The following is a 15,598-nucleotide window of genomic DNA, read 5'->3' as shown; positions in this document are numbered from 1 at the left end:
TCCGGCCGACGCCGGGTCATCTTCCCGCCTGCGGTCCGATCATCGAGTTGACGTCGATCGGAGACGGGATGACGCCGAGTTGCAGCAGCAGGTCCGGCACCCGCTGCAGGCGCCGCGAGTCCAGGGTCGAGCCGTAACCCGGCAAGGTGAGCAACTTGGCGGTGTCCTCGTCGATCTTGGCGAACCTCACCAGTAGCGGCTCGACCTTCGAGCGGTCGTTCGTGGCTTCGTGGGTGGCCCTCTGCATGGCGCGCTGGAACGCGGACAGGGTCTTCGGGTTCTCCCGCACCCACTTCCTGGTCGCGCCGTAGCCGGTCAGCGGGAAGTCCTGGGTCGCCCCGGAGTTGATGTCGATCACGGGAATCGCGCCGACCGTCTTGGCGGCCTGCGTGATGTACGGCTCCGGCAGGTACGCGGCGTCGGCCTGTCCCTGCTGCAGCGCCGCCGCGATGTTCGGCAGCGGAATCAGCACCCATTTCACCTTGCTGTAATCCACGCCGTGATCTTGCATCACCGAGCGGGTGAGAAGATCCGAAGCGGTGTTCTTGGCCGTGATGGCGATCTTCTTGTCCGCCAGGTCGAAGATTGTTTTCACCGGCGAATTCGGAACCGTGACGATCGCATTGGACTTCGCGTTGACCGACGTCGCGTCGGCGACCAGCTGCATGTCGGCGGCGCCGCTGCTCCGCGCGGTGAAGAACGGCGGATATGTCGAGAACGCGATGTCGGCTTCGCCCGAGATCGACTTCGCCAGCGAGGCCTGGCCGCTGGCGGCGACGACGGAGTCGACGGTGAGGCCCTCGTCCTTGAAGTAGCCGCTGTCCTGGGCCAGCCAAAATGGCGCGAGGTCCGTGGTGGGGAGGATGGAGACCTTCAGGGTCGGCTTCTCCAAGCCGCTGCCGCTCGACGACGTGTCCGAGCTGGTCGAACCGAGTGCGGCGCAACCGGTGAGGACCGTGACAGCCGCGAGGGCGAGCGCGGCGCGGCAAGCACGAACCCGGCCACTGCTCCTGGCGATTCCAAACAAGGCCTGCTCCTCGAAGGAGGTTGATGTACCGAATCCAAGGAAGGTCCGAAAATCATTCCCCGGTGTCAGGCAGGTCACTGTAGGGACCTTGACATCGCTTGACAATGCGTGCTGTGCGCCGAACCAGGATTTCACCAGAATGGCGGTGCGACTACGTGATCAATGATCTTGTTTTGCGTGCCGGGTATCAAAAGATCTACGGATAGCTGCGGCGGGAAGGTGACGCGCCACCGATTCCCTGCAACGGCGGACGCCGGGGTCGCGGATTTCAGGGAGGTCGCTTTCTGTTACCGGGCGGCGTGGCCGGGTGCCGGCTTGATCGTCGGCCGAAGCCGATTCGATCAGGCGGTCGCGCGCCGCGACGTCGTGAAGATCTCCGATCGGTCCGCGCGGGTGCGAGCCCGGTCGCGCGCGGGAGGGTGGCGCATCCGTCGCCTCGCCCGTCGCGAAGCTGGTGCGAGCCTGCGGCCGGGTTGCCGTGGACGAGTCCGGCGGCCCCCGCGCCGGGTGCGGAAAACGTGGCCCGAGGGCACCTGCCGGCACGGTGTCGTCGCCGGCTTCGGGTCTTCTGGCGATTTCGGGGGTAATCGCGAAGGAGGCCCGCGGTGAGATCGAAAAAAAGATGGTCAAGACTTCGTCGAAGCCATCGAACGGATCTTTCCGGGGCTCCGAGTCGGCTACGGCTGGGAAATTCCCGACCGGGGCCGACGTCGTGGTGATGCCTCGTTTCTTCGGGCAAAACACTGTTGCGCGCCGCTTCGTCCGGGCCCGCCGGGTCGGCTGGACGCAGGTGTTGGGCTCTTTTCCCTGGTGAGCACGCTGTTCGGGGTGGGCGAGGTCCGCGTGGAGTCAGGCGGCGGGTCGACACGCGGCCGGCGGCGGACCCACCCGCGTGAGACGGTGGAATCACGCTGGGATCACAATTCAGAACAATTGTCGAAATTGATGTTTCCCGGCGGAGTTCCGGGCGGCTGCAGTGTACATCTTGTTGGGGAACAGTTTTCCTTCTATTATCGCCGTGTGCGACCGCTCACGGACGGTACTGAGCTGCTGGTCGGTCGGGATGGTGAGCTGTCCCGGCTGGTCGCCTGGATCCGTGATGTTGCCGAGGGGCGTGGCCGCGCGGTGCTGGTGGACGGGGAGCCGGGGATCGGCAAGTCCGCGCTGGTCCGGGCCGGCTGCGCCGCCGCCACCCGTGCGGACTGCCAGGTGTTCTGGGGAGCCGGCGACGAGCTCGGGCAAGCGCTTCCCCTGCTGCCGCTCCTGGACGCCCTGAGGATCACACCGGCCGCGCGGGATCCCCGTCGTGGTGCCATCTCCGAGCTGCTGCACGGCGGAGCCGTCGCGGGCAAGGGCGCCGACCTCGCGGCCGCGGCCGCCGAGCAGCTGCTCGCGCTGGTGGACGAGCTCTGCCAGGACGGGCCGGCCGTGCTGGTCGTCGACGACCTGCAGTGGGCCGACCGGACGACCGTGGCCGTGTGGAGCAGGCTCGCTCGCTCGGTCCGGCAGCTCCCGCTGCTCCTGATCGGCGTGCTGCGCCCCGTGCCGCGCCGCGACGACCTGCGGTCGCTCTTCCGGAACGTCGGGCCGGGCGAGCGGCTGCGGCTGGGCCGGCTGGCCGAACCGGCGGTGTCCGAGCTGGTGGCCGCGCTGGCCGGCGGTCCACCGGGTGCCGAGCTCGAGCGGCTGGCCGACGGCGCGGCCGGGAACCCGTTGTACCTCACCGAACTGCTCGACGCGCTGACCCGGGGCTCGTGCCTGGACGTCGACGACCAGGGCGTCGTGCAGCTGTCCGGCGGGGCCACGCCGGACTCCCTGCCGGAGGCGATCGCGGACCGGCTGGGCTTCCTGCCGGAGGAGGTGCGGACCGTGCTGCGGGCGGCGGCACTGCTCGGGGACGGCTTCTCGGTCGCGGACCTCGTGACCGTGACGGGCACCTCGCTCACCGGCCTGCTGCCCGCCCTCGACGAGGCGCGGGCCGCCGGGGTGCTGGTGGCGGCGGGTGACGACCTGGCCTTCCGGCACCCGTTGATCCACCGGGCCCTGTACGACGAGATGCCGACCGCGGTCCGGATCGCCTGGCACCAGGCCGCCGCGTGGGCGCTGGCCGAGGCGAGCGCACCGGTCGAACGGGTCGCGCGGCAGCTGCTCCCGATGGTGTCCACAACGGACAGCCGGGAGCCGGTGCCTGCCTGGGCCGTGCGGTGGTTGCTGGACGTCGCCTCGCCGTTGATCGGCCAGGCACCCGCGGTCGCCGTCGCGCTCCTGCGCCGGGCGGTGCGCGACGCGCCGCCCGGCGACGCCGCGACGGACGTGCTGACCTGCCGGCTGGCCAACGCGTACTACCGGGTGGGCAACATCGCCCAGGCCGAGCGGATCGCCTGCCGAGGCCTGGAGCACGTCAGCGACCCCGACGTGCTCGTCGACCTGTACACGACGGTCGTCCAGTGCCGCGGGGCGACCGGCCGGTCCGCCGAGTCCCTCGACGCGTTGAACGCCGCGGCGAACCGGCCGGGTCTGCAGGCCCGGCACCGGGCCAGGCTGCTGGTGCTCATCGCGCGCACGCACCGCGATCTCGACGAGGTCGACACCGCGGGCGAGGTCGCCACCGCGGCGCTGGCGGAGCTCGGCCAGGCCGAAGATCGCTGGGCGACGGGGTGGGCGCTGCACGTGCTGAGCCTGGTGGCGATGATGCGCGGCGAGTGGACCGCGGCGTTGCCGCTGTTCGAGCGTGCGATGGCCAACGCGCGGGGCGATCCCGCGCTGACCGATCTCACCCTGCTGCTGCACATCAACCAGTCGGTCACCTTCGGCGCGCTCGACCGCTACCCCGACGCGCTCGCCGCCGCCGAGCGGGCGCGCGAACTGGCCGACCGGACGGGCAGTGTCGTGCGCCTGACCCAGGCCCAGAGCGCGCTCGGGCAGCTGCTGCTGGGCGCCGGCCGGTGGGACGACGCGCTGGCCGAGGTGGACGTCCTCCCGGACGACCAGAAGGACCCGGGGGTGGTGTGCTGCGACCACGGCGTCGCCGCGATCATCCACTTCCACCGCGGTGAGGCGGCCGCGGCACGGTGGCACCTCGCCGGGGCGGCGCCGTACTCGGAACGCACCGGCAACTGGGTCGTGGAATCCCTGGTGCGGGCCCGCAGTCTCGCGTTCGAGCACGCCGGCGCACCGGAGCGGGCGCTCGCCGTGCTGACCGCCGTGCTGGCCGGCGGGGACGCGGGGGAGGACCTGCTGGGGGACGCCGCCCGGCTGGCCGCGACGCTCGGCGACACGCGGACCGGGGCGGAGATCGAGGCCCGGGTGCGCGCGATCGCCGCCGAGTCCACCGTTCCGCACCGCCGCGCGCTGGGGCTGTACTGCCGCGGTCTGCTCGAGCGGGACGCGACGACGTTGCTGCGGGCCGCCGACGGGTACCGGGACGCGGGCCGGCCGCTCTCCCGGGCCAAGGCACTGGAAGCCGCCGCGATCGCGTTCGCCGAAGCCCGGGCCGAAGACCGCGGCTCGGCGCGCGCGGCCTTCACCCACGCCCTCGACCTCTACACGGAGCTGGGCGCGCACTGGGACGTGGCGAGGCTGCGCGCCCTCTTCCGGGCGTTCGGGATCCGGCGCGGCCCGACGGTGAAGCACCGCCAGAGCACGCACGGCTGGGACAGCCTCACCCCGACCGAGGGCCGGATCGCCGCGCTCGTGGTCGAAGGCCTGTCGAATCCGCAGATCGCGGCCCGCCTGTACCTCTCCCCGCGCACGGTCGGCACGCACGTTTCGCACATCCTGACCAAGCTCGACGTGCATTCGCGCATCGACATCGCGCGGGAAGCCGCCCGCCACCAGTCCGCCTCGGGCTGAACCCGGCTCCACCCGCGGTCCCGGCTGCCCGGGACCGCGGGTGTCCGAAGTGGAGCGACCGTGGGCGGGGATCAGACCCCGACCTCCGGGATGTCCCCCTGGCGGGGAACGACGAGGGGGCGCGGGACCGTTGACGCCGGAGTCCGGCGCGACACGGCGGCGTGCCCGCTGCCGACCTGGCCGAGCAGGATCGCCAGCACCAGCAGCAGCGGGGTCTGCCAGGCGCCGGTGTAGGTGTGCAGCCAGCCGCACGCCAGCACGCCGAAGCCGGCGATGAGGTACCCCACGCCCTGGACCATGGCGGACAGCGAGAGCGAGCTGTCCTTGCTGCGCAACGAGATCGTCGTCAGGACGAACGCGAGCGAACCCATGCCCGTGCCGGTGGCCACGGCCCACAGCCAGGGCGCGGCCGCGGGCGCCACGAGCAGGCCGACCACCCCGATGACGTTGGGTACGGCCAGGACGACGACGAGGAGGGTCTGATTGCGCCAGCGGCGTGTCCAGCCCGGCACCAGCCACATCATGGGCAGCCCCATGGCCATCGACACCGCGAGGCACGCGCCCGCGGTCGCCGGCGGGACACCCGCGTCGCGCAGGATGCCCGGGAGCCAGCCCATGACCAGGAACGTCACCGTCGAAATGAGTCCGAAGTGGATGGTCAGGGCGGACGCCGGCATCGCCCCGGAGGCTGCCTGCGGCGCCGCGAACTCGACGGGGTTGCGCTGCCACAGCTGCAGGGCCAGCAGCGCCGCGATCGCCCACACGCCGAGGCCGACCCGCCACGACGACGACAGCACCGCCGCGGGCGTGACCAGCGCGCCGGCCGTGCTGCCGAGCCCGAGCCCGAGGGTGAAGGCGGCGGACCCCTTGGCCAGCAGGGGCAGCATGGTGCCGAGCACGGCGATGGACAGGCACGCCAGCGTCGTCCCCGTCAGCAGCTGCGTCGAGCCCCCGAGGACCCGCCCCGCCAGCGACAGCACCAGCCCGGCGAGGGCCACGGTGACGGTCCGGTGCGTCCCGAGCCGCTCGCACAGCCACGGCGTCGCCCAGCCGCCGAGGCCGATCGCCCACAGGGGGAGCGCGACGAGCACCGCGCCGACCAGATTGCCGGCGACCGAGATGTCCGGCAGGGCCACCCCCAGGCTCGTCACGGCCGGCCGCAGGTTGAGGGCCAGGACGAAGATCACAACGGTGGAGACGGTGGTGGTAGCACGCGACATCGCTCCTCCTCGGCGTCGAGGTTCGGAGCGTCGGCCCCGTGAAACAATGTTTCGCGGCACGCGTACGCCAGACATCCGTCAGCTGACGGATGCACGAAGTTTTTGCTGCCATGCAACGGATGTAGCGTGCTGACAGCCCTGCGGATGGGCGTGCATCGGCACGGCCGGACGGCTGCTCCGGCCCGCCCGGGACCCGTCCCCGGCCACCCCGGCGCCGGTGGCCGGTTGGACGCGGCCGGCGTCCGCGCGCCGCCCGGACAGCGGCCGTTTCGAGTTCGCCGGCGGCCGCCTTGATCCGCCGATCGGCGGGACGCATCAGTCCGAACGGGTGTCAGACGCGGCGTCCCCGGGTATGCCACCGATCAGGTTCGGGTCTTCGGCGCGCAGGAGACCGGGACCAGGTTCCGCCGGTCCAATGCAGTGGCCGGCGGAACCGCCCCGGCTCGCCCGGGGAAAGGTGCACCATGCCCGCCCGGCTCAGGCCGCGACGGGCCGGCGGTGCACAGGTGGGCCGTCCGGCTCGTCGACCTGCACGCGGTCGTAGCCGCGCACGGCGAGGGCGAAGGACACCGGCAGCGGCAGGACATCGGGGGTCACGTCGTGCTCCGGGCGCGGAGGGTGGCGTCGAGTGCGGCGGGTCCGGCCGCGGTGCGGATCTCCGGCGGGTCGAGCCGGCCGACGCGGTGGTCGTCCTCGCGCAGCGCCTTGACGAACCGTGCGACGTCCGCCGGTCGCGGGGTGACGGTGGGGCCGCCGAGGTGACGCACGACGATGAGGTCTTCGCCGGAGTGGGTTTCGACGGCGGCGGCCCAGCCGCGGACCTCGTCCCACAGCAGGGCGACGTCCCGGCCGGGGTAGCCGGGCAGGCGTTCGTCGAGTGCGACATAGGCGGAGACCGGGCTGTCGTGGTCGACGGTGCACGACTCGGGCCCGACGCCGAGTGCGGCGGTGACGTCGGCGAGGTAGGACCACAGTGCGGTGAAAGCGGGGTGGGAGTGGCCGGCCGGGATGTGCAGCGATGCGGTCACGGGTGCGGATGCCTTTCTGGGGCGGACCCGCGCGGGACCGGCTCGGGGTGCCGGTCCCGCGCGGGGAGGTGACCGTCAGGCCTGGATCTCTTGCCGGTCGCCGGTGCCGGTGATCTCGATGCGCCGGGGCTTGGCCTGCTCGGCGATCGGGATGCGCAGGGTCAGGACCCCGGCTTCGTAGCCGGCGGCGATGTGGTCGGCGTCGAGGGTGTCGCCGAGGAAGAGCTGGCGGGAATACACGCCGAGGGGTCGCTCCGAGACCTGCATCTGGACGTCGGCGGGGAGCGGGCGCCGCTCGGCCTTGACGGTCAGGACGTTGCGTTCGACGTCGAGTTCGATGGCATCGGGAGTGACGCCGGGCAGGTCGAAGCAGACGACGAACTCGTCGCCTTCGCGGTAGGCGTCCATCGGCATCGCGGTCGGCTTGGACCAGGTTCCGGGGGTTGCGCTGCCGAGCATCTGCTGGGCGAAGCGGTCCAGCTCGCGGAACGGGTCAGTGCGCATCAACATCGGGTTCCACCTCCCGGGGTCGACAGTGCTGTCAACACGCACCACTGTTCTACCATGTCATCTAAGCGATGACAACTTCAGAGTCGTCTATATGATGACGAACGTGGCGGTCGCCGGGAGTCAGCCGGTGGCGTTGTCGGCGTAGTTCACGGTGATGTTCTTGAAGCCGAGTGACTGCAGCAGGTCGACCAGCATCGTCTTGGTGTTCCTCTCCGCGTCGGCCACCAGTGAGCTCTTCGCGGCCGCGGCCTGGATCTCCTTCTGGGCGAGCTCGTACAGCGCCTGCTGCGAGTTCGGGTTCCCGCTGAGGAACTCGTTGATCCGGGTGAACAGGCCCTGCTGCTGCGCGTACACGTGGGACTCGTGCACGTCCAGCGTCGCCGGCTCCAGCTGCGCGTGTCCCACCGTGATCGTGGCGGACAGGCGGTCGTCGGAGACCTGGACCGCGTTGCCCTTCAGCTGCGAGAAATCCACGTAGGCGTTGTCCGTGCCGACTCCGATGAACAGCGTGTCGCTGCCCACCAGGAAACTGGGCAGGACCGAACTGGTCGTGATGTCGACGACCACCTGGAACGAACCGCTGGCGGCCTCGTAGCGCGAGAGCTCGACGATCGACTGCAGCAGCACCGGTCCGGAGTGCTCCTCGGTGTGTTCCGCGAACGGATTGCGCAGTTGGGGTAGCAGGTGTACCGCCGATGCGACGAGTACCGCGGCGGCCAGAACCACCACTGCCACAGCCATTGCGACGAGCCGCTTGCCCCATGCACCCATGCCGGGAGGATTACCCACGCCGCCGCCGGGCTAAGCGACGGGCGGCGGTACGGTGTCCCCGCTCGCGTGGCGGATCTCCGACGATGGGAGGCAGGGTGCGCAAGTCCCTGTGGCTGTGGGTCCTGCTGGTCTTCCTCGTCATCTTGGTGCTCGGACTGATCTTCGGCGGCTATCGCAAGGGCACGAAGCTCGGAGCGCCCGCTGAACCGGTGCCGGTGGCGGCTTGGAGTTCCGACGCGGCACTCCAAGCCGCCGGGCATTCCTGGCAGCGGCTCGTGCCGCGCCTCAGGAGGTGCTGCAGCTGACGCCGGGCCAGGTCCGGTTCCCGTTGTGCTGGATGGTGACCCCCCAGTTGTTGCCGTTTCCGTTGGGTGTCGCGACGAGGACCTGACTGCTCGGCCACGTCGCGTTGACGTTCCAGGTGGCGCTGATCCTCGCCGGGCTCGGCACGGTCATGGTGACCGTCCACGCGCCGGCGCCGCTGACCGAGACGTTCAGGTTGTACCGGTCGCTCCAGGACTGGCCGGCCGAAAGCGTGGCGGTGCAGCCGCCCCCACCCGGCGTGGTCGGAGTCGTCGGCGTCGTCGTGGGATTGGTCGGGGTCGTCGGCGTGGTGGTCGTGCCCCCGGAGTTGAGGACGTTCAGCACCGAGTCGTAGGCGGCCTTCTTGGTCCCGTTGCCGTCGAACAGGAGGGGACTCTCGCCGGACCGCCAGGAGTCGCTGTCGCGCACGCCCCACACGGTGATGCCGACGCAGCGTGCGACGTTCATGCACGCCTGGGTCAGGGCCGCGTACTGCGAGGGGGCCGCGTTCGTGACGTCGACCTCGGTGAGCGCCACGTCGACGCCGAGCGCCGCGAAGCTGGAGATCGTCGTCTGGAGGCTGCTCGGGACCGAGCTGCCGCCGGTGAAGTGGCCCTGCAGGCCGACGCAGTCGATCGGCACACCGCGGGACTTGAAGTCCCGCACCATGGTGTAGACGCCCTGGGTCTTGGCGTAGTTCCAGTTGTCGATGTTGTAGTCGTTGTAGCAGAGCTTGGTCGACGAGTCGGCCGCGCGGGCGGTCTTGAACGCGACCTCGATCCAGTCGTTGCCGGTGCCCTGCAGGTTCGACGCACGCCGGCTGCCGTCCTCGTTGAAGGCTTCGTTGACGACGTCCCAGTACGCGAGCTTGCCCTGGTAGTGGGCCATGACCTTCTGGATGTGGTTGATCATCGCGCTGCGGAGCGCGCTGCCGCTCATGCTCTGCATCCAGCCCGGCTGCTGCGAGTGCCAGGCGAGGGTGTGGCCGCGGACCTTGGCACCGTGGCCGACCGCCCAGTTGTAGACCTGGTCGCCGGCGGAGAAGGTGAACTGGTTCTGGTTCGGCTCGGTCGCGTCGGGCTTCATCTCGTTCTCGGGCGTCACCATGGTGAACTCGCGTGCCGCGATCGTGGTGTAGGCCGAGTCGCCGAGCTTGCCGGCGGCGATGGCCGTGCCGAAGTACCGGCCGGACTGGGCGGCGGCGGCGCCCAGCGTGCCCGCCGCGGCATCGGCGCCCGGAGCCGTCACGAGGACGGCAGCCGTCGCGGCCACGGTGGCCACTCCCGCCAGTACTCGGGTGGCCGAGGACCGCCACCACTTCCGGCCGTGCAGGCCCGGCGAACTTCCTGCCATCCCGTGGTCTCCTTCCAGGCGCACGCCCAGGAGCCGACTGCCGCGGCACGAGTCCTCGCGGACTGGCACGGGGAACCAAGTCGTCGGCGACCTGGACGAGGTGAGAGGTTCACCTACTGCGAGCAGCAGAGCACGGCGCTTCGGCGCCGGGCAAAGAGTTTCGGCCGACTTTCGGCGTCGCGCTCGCGGCACGTGCGACTCGGGAAGTGCCGCTTTTACTGGAGGCGTGCTTCGTCCAGCCGGCGTGCCTCGGCGGCCTGTTCGAACGGCGTGTCGCCCGCCGGGTGGCGATCGCCGAGGCCGGCGAACAGCGCTGCGGACCGGGCACTGGCCCGACACCGCACCGGGCACGCTGAACCGGCTGGCGGCGACCGCGGACGGCACGCCGGGACGGTACCTGGGCTACACACCTCCGTCCTTCAACCGGCCCTACCCCGCCGGTCACTGATCCCGGTGGCCGCCGCCGGCACCCCGCGAGCCGGCGGCGGCCACCGGGTCAGCAGGGTGAGTTGGCCTGGGTGAGCAGGCCGAGGCGCCAGGGCAGGAGGTTGTAGTCACCCCCGGCGCCGGGATCCATGCCCTGGTAGAGGTAGGTCAGCTTGCAAGGGCTGATCTCCATGGTCTGGTCGGGGTCGGAGCGCACCATTTCGCCGTGGCTGATGTCGCGGGTCCAGGCTCCCGCCGGGAAAGCGACGTTGTTCGCGCGGGCGAACGGATTGCTCTCGGAGTCGGCGAGTGCGGTCCACGGGCCGGTGACCGCGGGGGCGGTCCAGGAACGGAAGTAGCGGCGGCCGTCGGACCCGATGGCCTCGACGAGCAGCAGGTACTGGTTCCGGCCGGCGATCTTGTACACATTGGACGCTTCGAACAGGCGGTTGCGGTTCGCGTCGCCCATGGCGATGACGGTGTTGGTGAAACCGCCGGGGAAGCTCGCCAGGCTGGTTTCGGACCGGTAGAGGTGACCGTTGTCGTCGGAGGAGAACAGGTAGCACTTCGCGCTGTCGCAGACGGTCCAGAAGTCGACCCAGTAGCCGCTGCCGATGTTGTCGCGGATGATCTGCGGCATCGACGAGTAGAAGTTCTTCGGCGCGGACCAGGTTTCGGGACGGCTGATGTCACTGGTCGTGGAGTAGGAACCACCCGCGCCGGTCTGGTAGACGAGGTACCACAGGCGCTGGGGCGCGAAGTAGAACACCTGCGGCGCGGCCCGGTAGCCGGTACCGAGGGGTGAGCGGTCGAGGTAGTAGTGCGGCGCGGCCGAGGCCTGGGACCAGTCGGTGAAGCTGGTGTACATGAGGTTGTAGCCGGTGGTGTAGGTCGAGGCGAACACGTGGTACTTGCCGCCGTAGTGGATGACGCTGGGATCCTTCACGGCGACGTTCGGGTGCGTCGAATCGGGTTTCGGCCCGATCAGCGGGCCGGAGGACGACCACCGGAAGCTCGAGGGCAGGCCGCCGCCCGGCTGCTGGGTCGTCGTGGTGGTGGCCGGGGTGGTCGTCGGGCCGGGTGCGCCGGTGCAGGGTGTGCCGTTGAGGCTGAAGCCGGCCGGGCTCGGGTTGTCGGTGCCGTTCGCCGTGCCGCTGAAGCCGAACTCCACCTTGCCCCCGGCCGGGATCGACGCGTTGTAGGAGACGTTGCGGGCGGTGACCTGCGCGCCGCTCTGCGAGACCTGGGCGTTCCACGCCTGGGTGACCTGCTGCCCGGCGGTGAAGGACCAGGTCAGCGTCCAGCCGTCGACCGCGTCGCCGACGTTGGTCACGGCGACGTTCGCGGTGAACCCGCCCGGCCATTGGGACGGTGCGGCGTAGGTGACCGAGCAGCCGGGGGCGGCCGCCGCGGGCGAGGACACCGCGAGCAGGGTTGCGGCCAGGCCGGTGACGACCGCGGTGGCCGCCGCCAGAGCCGGCCGGCAGGAGGCTGGGGACATGGCTTCCTCCGGATCGATGGGGGGCGGGCCCGGCACCGGCTCGCGGTGCCGGGCCCGACGGCGGAGAGGATCAGCGCGCGGCGCAGGACGACGTGACGCCGTCGGCGCTGCCGGTGCCCTGGAAGCCGAACTCGGTGGACTGCCCGGCCGCGACGCTGCCGTTGTAGCCGACGTTGGTCCAGGTCACGGTGCCGCTGGTGCCGCTGTTGGCGGCGCTCCAGCCGTTGGTGACCGTCGCGCCGGAAGGCAGGTTCGTCGTCACCGTCCAGCCGGTGAGGGCGGTGGATCCCGCGGTGACCTTCACCGTGGCGACGAATCCGCCGTTCCACGAGTTCAGCGACACCGACGAGGTGCAGCCGCCGGGCTGGGGCGTGGTCGTCGTCGTGGTGGGCGTGGTGGGCGTGGTGGGAGTCGTCGGGGTGGTCGGCGTGGTGGTCGAGCCGCCGGCGTTCAAGGCGTCGAGGACGCTGGTGTAGGCGGCCTTCTTGTTCCCGTTGTTGTCGAACAGGAGCGGGTTCTCGCCGGTGCGCCAGGAATCGCTGTCCCGGATGCCCCAGACGGTGATGCCGGCGCAGCGGGCGACGGCCATGCAGGCGCGGGTCACGGTGCCGTAGACGGCGGCCTGGTTCGAGCCGGAGATGTCCAGCTCGGTGATCTGGACTTCGACGCCGAGGTCGGCGAACCGCTGGAGGTTGGCCTGGTAGTCGCCCGGGGCGGAGTTGGAGAGGTGGGACTGGAAGCCGACGCAGTCGATCGGGACGCCGCGGGACTTGAAGTCCTGCACCATGGTGTAGATGCCGGTGCTCTTGGCGTTGACGCCGTCGGTGTTGTAGTCGTTGTAGCAGAGCTTCGCGCCGGGGTCGGCGGCCCGCGCGGCGCGGAAGGCGGCTTCGATCCAGTCGTTGCCGGTGCGTTGCAGGTTGGAGTCACGCCGGCCGCCGCCACCGCCGTCGGCGAAGGCCTCGTTGACGACGTCCCAGGAGTAGACCTTGCCCTTGTAGTGGGTGGCGACCTGGGTGACGTGGTTGATCGCGGCCTGGCGCAGGGCGGAGCCGCTGAGGCCCTGGGCCCAGCCCGGCTGCTGCTGGTGCCACAGCAGCGCGTGCCCGCGCACCCGCTGGCCGTTGCTCACCGCCTGGTTGAGGATGCGGTCCCCGTTGCCGTAGGTGAACTGGTTCTGGGTGGGCTCGGTGGCGTCCCACTTCATTTCGTTCTCGGCCGTGACCATGGTGAACTCGCGGTTCAGGATGCCCACGTAGGTCGAGTCGCCGAGCTTCCCGGCCGAGACGGCGGTGCCGAAGTACCGGCCCGTCTGGGCGGCCGACGCACCGAGCGTCGTGGCCGCACCGGCGGAGGTGGCCAGCAGCAGCGTCGCACCGAGCGACGCCGCCAAGAGCGTCGAAGCGAGCGCGGCTCGGGACAACGACCGCGATGTCGTTTTCATGTTCGCACCTTCCGGGGTAGGAGCGTCCTTGTTAGCGCTAACGCATTCGGGGTGGTGCACGGGGATTCGCCGCGCCTCGGGGGCGGCTTCAGGAGATGCGGGTGTTCGCGCTTCAGCTGCACGTGCCACCTCCACCTCGTTGTGCGGGGAACGTCTCTGGGAGCGCTCTCAGCTCGGCCAGGATTCGATGAAACCACAAGCGAAGCGGCGAGCAAAGCCCTTGGCGGTTATCAATTTTCCGGACTGCGCTTCGAAAGTTTCGCCGGTCGTTGCCGGAGGTGCCCGGAGGTGGTTCCCCTGTCCTGGAAGCGCTCTCAGGAAAACTCCGGGCGGACGCGGTTTTCGGCGAGAACGGGCGCGAGATCGACTTCTCCCGGACGTCGAGGTGGAGGTAGTCGCCACCGAAGAGGGCGGACGAGTGGGAAGTTCCGCCCTCTTCTCCCTTCGTGACCGCACCTAAGGTCGCTCATGGCACTGCCGCCTTATGGGAACCCCGACGACCGAAAGAGCAGATTCATGCGGCCTGATCAGTCCCGCGGAGAGACCATGGACGGGCTGATGCAGCCACGGCCGCTCACCATCGCGCACATCCTGGACCGCGCGGAGCGGCTCTTCGCGCACAAGCACGTCGTGACGGCCGGGTCCGAGCGGCTCACCTACGCCGAGGTGGCCGGCCACACCCGCCGCCTCGCGACCGTGCTGGACTCCCTCGGTGTCCCGCCCGGGGCCCGGGTCGCCACCTTCGCGAGCAACAGCCGGCGCCACCTGGAGCTGTACCTCGGGGTGCCGGCCACCAAGCGGGTGCTGCACTCGATCAACATCCGGCTGTCGGCGGAGCACCTCGAGTACATCGTCAACCACGCCGAGGACGACGTGGTGTTCGTCGATCGCGCGTTGCTGCCGCGGTTGTGGGCGAGCGTCGACCGGCTGCCGCGGGTGCGGCACTGGGTGGTGCTGCCCGACGGCACCACGACGCCGATCCCGGCGGACCCCCGGATCCTGGACTACGACGAGCTGATCTCCGGGGCCGCTCCGTTCGAGGGGGCGTTCGAGGACGCGTTCACGCTCGCGGACGAGAACCTGGCCTCCGGGCTGTGCTACACGTCCGGGACGACCGGACCGCCGAAGGGCGTGCTCTACAGCCACCGGTCGACGGTCCTGCACTGCCTCGGCACGCTCGCGGCCGGCCTCATCGGCATCGGCGAGAGCGACGTCGTGCTGCCGATCGTGCCCATGTTCCACGCCAACGCCTGGGGCCTGCCCTACGGCGCGATGATGGCGGGCGCCGCGCTGGTGCTTCCGGGCGCGTCGGCGGAGCCGGCCCACCTGCTGCGGCTGATGGAGACCGAGCGGGTGACCGTCGCCGGCGCCGTTCCGACGGTGTGGACGAGCCTGGCTCCCGAGCTGCGGGCCCACGACCTGAGCGCCACCCGGTTCCTGCTCGGCGGCGGCTCCGCGGTGCCCCCGGCGCTGTCGGAGACCTACCGCGCCGCGATCGGCGTGCCCATCACCCATTCCTGGGGGATGACGGAGATCAGCCCGGTCGGCGTCATCGGCGGTACGCGCACCCAGCACCGGGACGCGACCCCGGAGGAGCAGGTGGCCGTGCGGGCCGCGCAGGGGCAGCCGCTGCCGCTGGTCAACGTGCGGATCGTCGACGTCGAGACGGGCCGGGAGCTGCCGCGCGACGGCCACGCCGTCGGCGAGCTGCAGGTGGCCGGCCCCTGGGTGGCGGGTGGCTACTTCCGGGTGGACTCCGGCGGCAGCTTCACCGCCGACGGCTGGCTGCGCACCGGCGACCTGGCCACCATCGACGCCGAGGGCTACCTGCGGCTCGTGGACCGGATCAAGGACCTGATCAAGTCCGGCGGCGAGTGGATCTCCTCGGTCGAGCTCGAAACCGCCATCGCCTCGCACCCCGACGTCGTCGAAGTCGCCGTGATCGCGCGCCCGGACCCGCGGTGGATGGAGCGCCCCGTCGCCTACGTCGCGCTGCGCGAAGGCGGTGCCGCCACGGCCGAAGAGCTCCTGGCGCACATCACGCCGATGGTCGCCAAGTGGTGGCTGCCGGACGAATTCGTCTTCCTGGCCACGCTGCCCAAGACGGGCACCGGCAAGCTCTCGAAGATCGCCCTGCGCGACTCGGCGCGGATCGCCTGAGCC

General features: G+C 70.7%; 11 protein-coding genes. 3 read left to right on the top strand and 8 right to left on the bottom strand.

The window, feature by feature from the left end; all coding sequences use genetic code 11:
- Nucleotides 1–16 precede the first annotated feature (16 nt).
- On the bottom strand, nucleotides 17–1,027 hold the full coding sequence (locus QRX60_RS42905) for an ABC transporter substrate-binding protein (protein ID WP_286003815.1): 1,011 nt from the start codon (nucleotides 1,025–1,027) through the stop codon (nucleotides 17–19).
- A gap of 1,020 nt (nucleotides 1,028–2,047) precedes the next feature.
- Between QRX60_RS42905 and QRX60_RS42900 the strand changes: the two genes are divergently transcribed.
- Complete coding sequence (locus QRX60_RS42900; protein WP_285997200.1) at nucleotides 2,048–4,879, top strand: helix-turn-helix transcriptional regulator; 2,832 nt, start codon at nucleotides 2,048–2,050, stop codon at nucleotides 4,877–4,879.
- A 71-nt stretch (nucleotides 4,880–4,950) separates the two neighbouring features.
- Here QRX60_RS42900 and QRX60_RS42895 read toward each other — a convergent pair whose 3' ends face one another.
- The 4 genes from QRX60_RS42895 to QRX60_RS42880 all read right to left on the bottom strand — a co-directional run bounded on the left by QRX60_RS42895 (nucleotide 4,951) and on the right by QRX60_RS42880 (nucleotide 8,378).
- Nucleotides 4,951–6,099: an MFS transporter gene (locus tag QRX60_RS42895; protein ID WP_285997199.1), complete on the bottom strand. Its 1,149-nt coding sequence runs from the start codon at nucleotides 6,097–6,099 to the stop codon at nucleotides 4,951–4,953.
- A 593-nt stretch (nucleotides 6,100–6,692) separates the two neighbouring features.
- Complete coding sequence (locus tag QRX60_RS42890; RefSeq protein ID WP_285997198.1) at nucleotides 6,693–7,127, bottom strand: DUF6292 family protein; 435 nt, start codon at nucleotides 7,125–7,127, stop codon at nucleotides 6,693–6,695.
- A gap of 75 nt (nucleotides 7,128–7,202) precedes the next feature.
- Nucleotides 7,203–7,637 carry an Hsp20/alpha crystallin family protein gene (locus QRX60_RS42885; protein ID WP_285997197.1) on the bottom strand — a complete coding sequence of 145 codons (435 nt, stop codon included), beginning with the start codon at nucleotides 7,635–7,637 and terminating at the stop codon, nucleotides 7,203–7,205.
- Between the two features lie 120 nt (nucleotides 7,638–7,757).
- Nucleotides 7,758–8,378: a DUF4230 domain-containing protein gene (locus tag QRX60_RS42880; RefSeq protein WP_286003814.1), complete on the bottom strand. Its 621-nt coding sequence runs from the start codon at nucleotides 8,376–8,378 to the stop codon at nucleotides 7,758–7,760.
- A gap of 125 nt (nucleotides 8,379–8,503) precedes the next feature.
- Between QRX60_RS42880 and QRX60_RS42875 the strand changes: the two genes are divergently transcribed.
- A complete protein-coding gene (locus QRX60_RS42875) occupies nucleotides 8,504–8,713 on the top strand; it encodes a hypothetical protein (RefSeq protein ID WP_285997196.1) in 210 nt (69 codons plus the stop codon).
- Here the strand turns inward: QRX60_RS42875 and QRX60_RS42870 are convergent.
- The 3 genes from QRX60_RS42870 to QRX60_RS42860 all read right to left on the bottom strand — a co-directional run bounded on the left by QRX60_RS42870 (nucleotide 8,694) and on the right by QRX60_RS42860 (nucleotide 13,435).
- Nucleotides 8,694–10,064, bottom strand: a complete 1,371-nt coding sequence (locus QRX60_RS42870) for an endo-1,4-beta-xylanase (protein WP_285997195.1) — start codon at nucleotides 10,062–10,064, stop codon at nucleotides 8,694–8,696. The two genes, QRX60_RS42875 and QRX60_RS42870, sit on opposite strands and share 20 nt — an antisense overlap.
- A gap of 496 nt (nucleotides 10,065–10,560) precedes the next feature.
- Nucleotides 10,561–11,991: a non-reducing end alpha-L-arabinofuranosidase family hydrolase gene (locus QRX60_RS42865; protein WP_285997194.1), complete on the bottom strand. Its 1,431-nt coding sequence runs from the start codon at nucleotides 11,989–11,991 to the stop codon at nucleotides 10,561–10,563.
- A 70-nt stretch (nucleotides 11,992–12,061) separates the two neighbouring features.
- Nucleotides 12,062–13,435: an endo-1,4-beta-xylanase gene (locus QRX60_RS42860; RefSeq protein WP_285997193.1), complete on the bottom strand. Its 1,374-nt coding sequence runs from the start codon at nucleotides 13,433–13,435 to the stop codon at nucleotides 12,062–12,064.
- A 546-nt stretch (nucleotides 13,436–13,981) separates the two neighbouring features.
- On the opposite strand from QRX60_RS42860, the gene QRX60_RS42855 reads away from it, so the two are divergent.
- Nucleotides 13,982–15,595, top strand: coding sequence for a long-chain fatty acid--CoA ligase (locus tag QRX60_RS42855; protein ID WP_285997192.1), 1,614 nt, complete (start codon nucleotides 13,982–13,984; stop codon nucleotides 15,593–15,595).
- The last annotated feature ends 3 nt before the right edge of the window (nucleotides 15,596–15,598 follow it).

The sequence above is a fragment of the Amycolatopsis mongoliensis genome (assembly GCF_030285665.1).
GTDB lineage: Bacteria > Actinomycetota > Actinomycetes > Mycobacteriales > Pseudonocardiaceae > Amycolatopsis > Amycolatopsis mongoliensis.
This window is presented reverse-complemented; position numbering and strand designations above follow the sequence as displayed.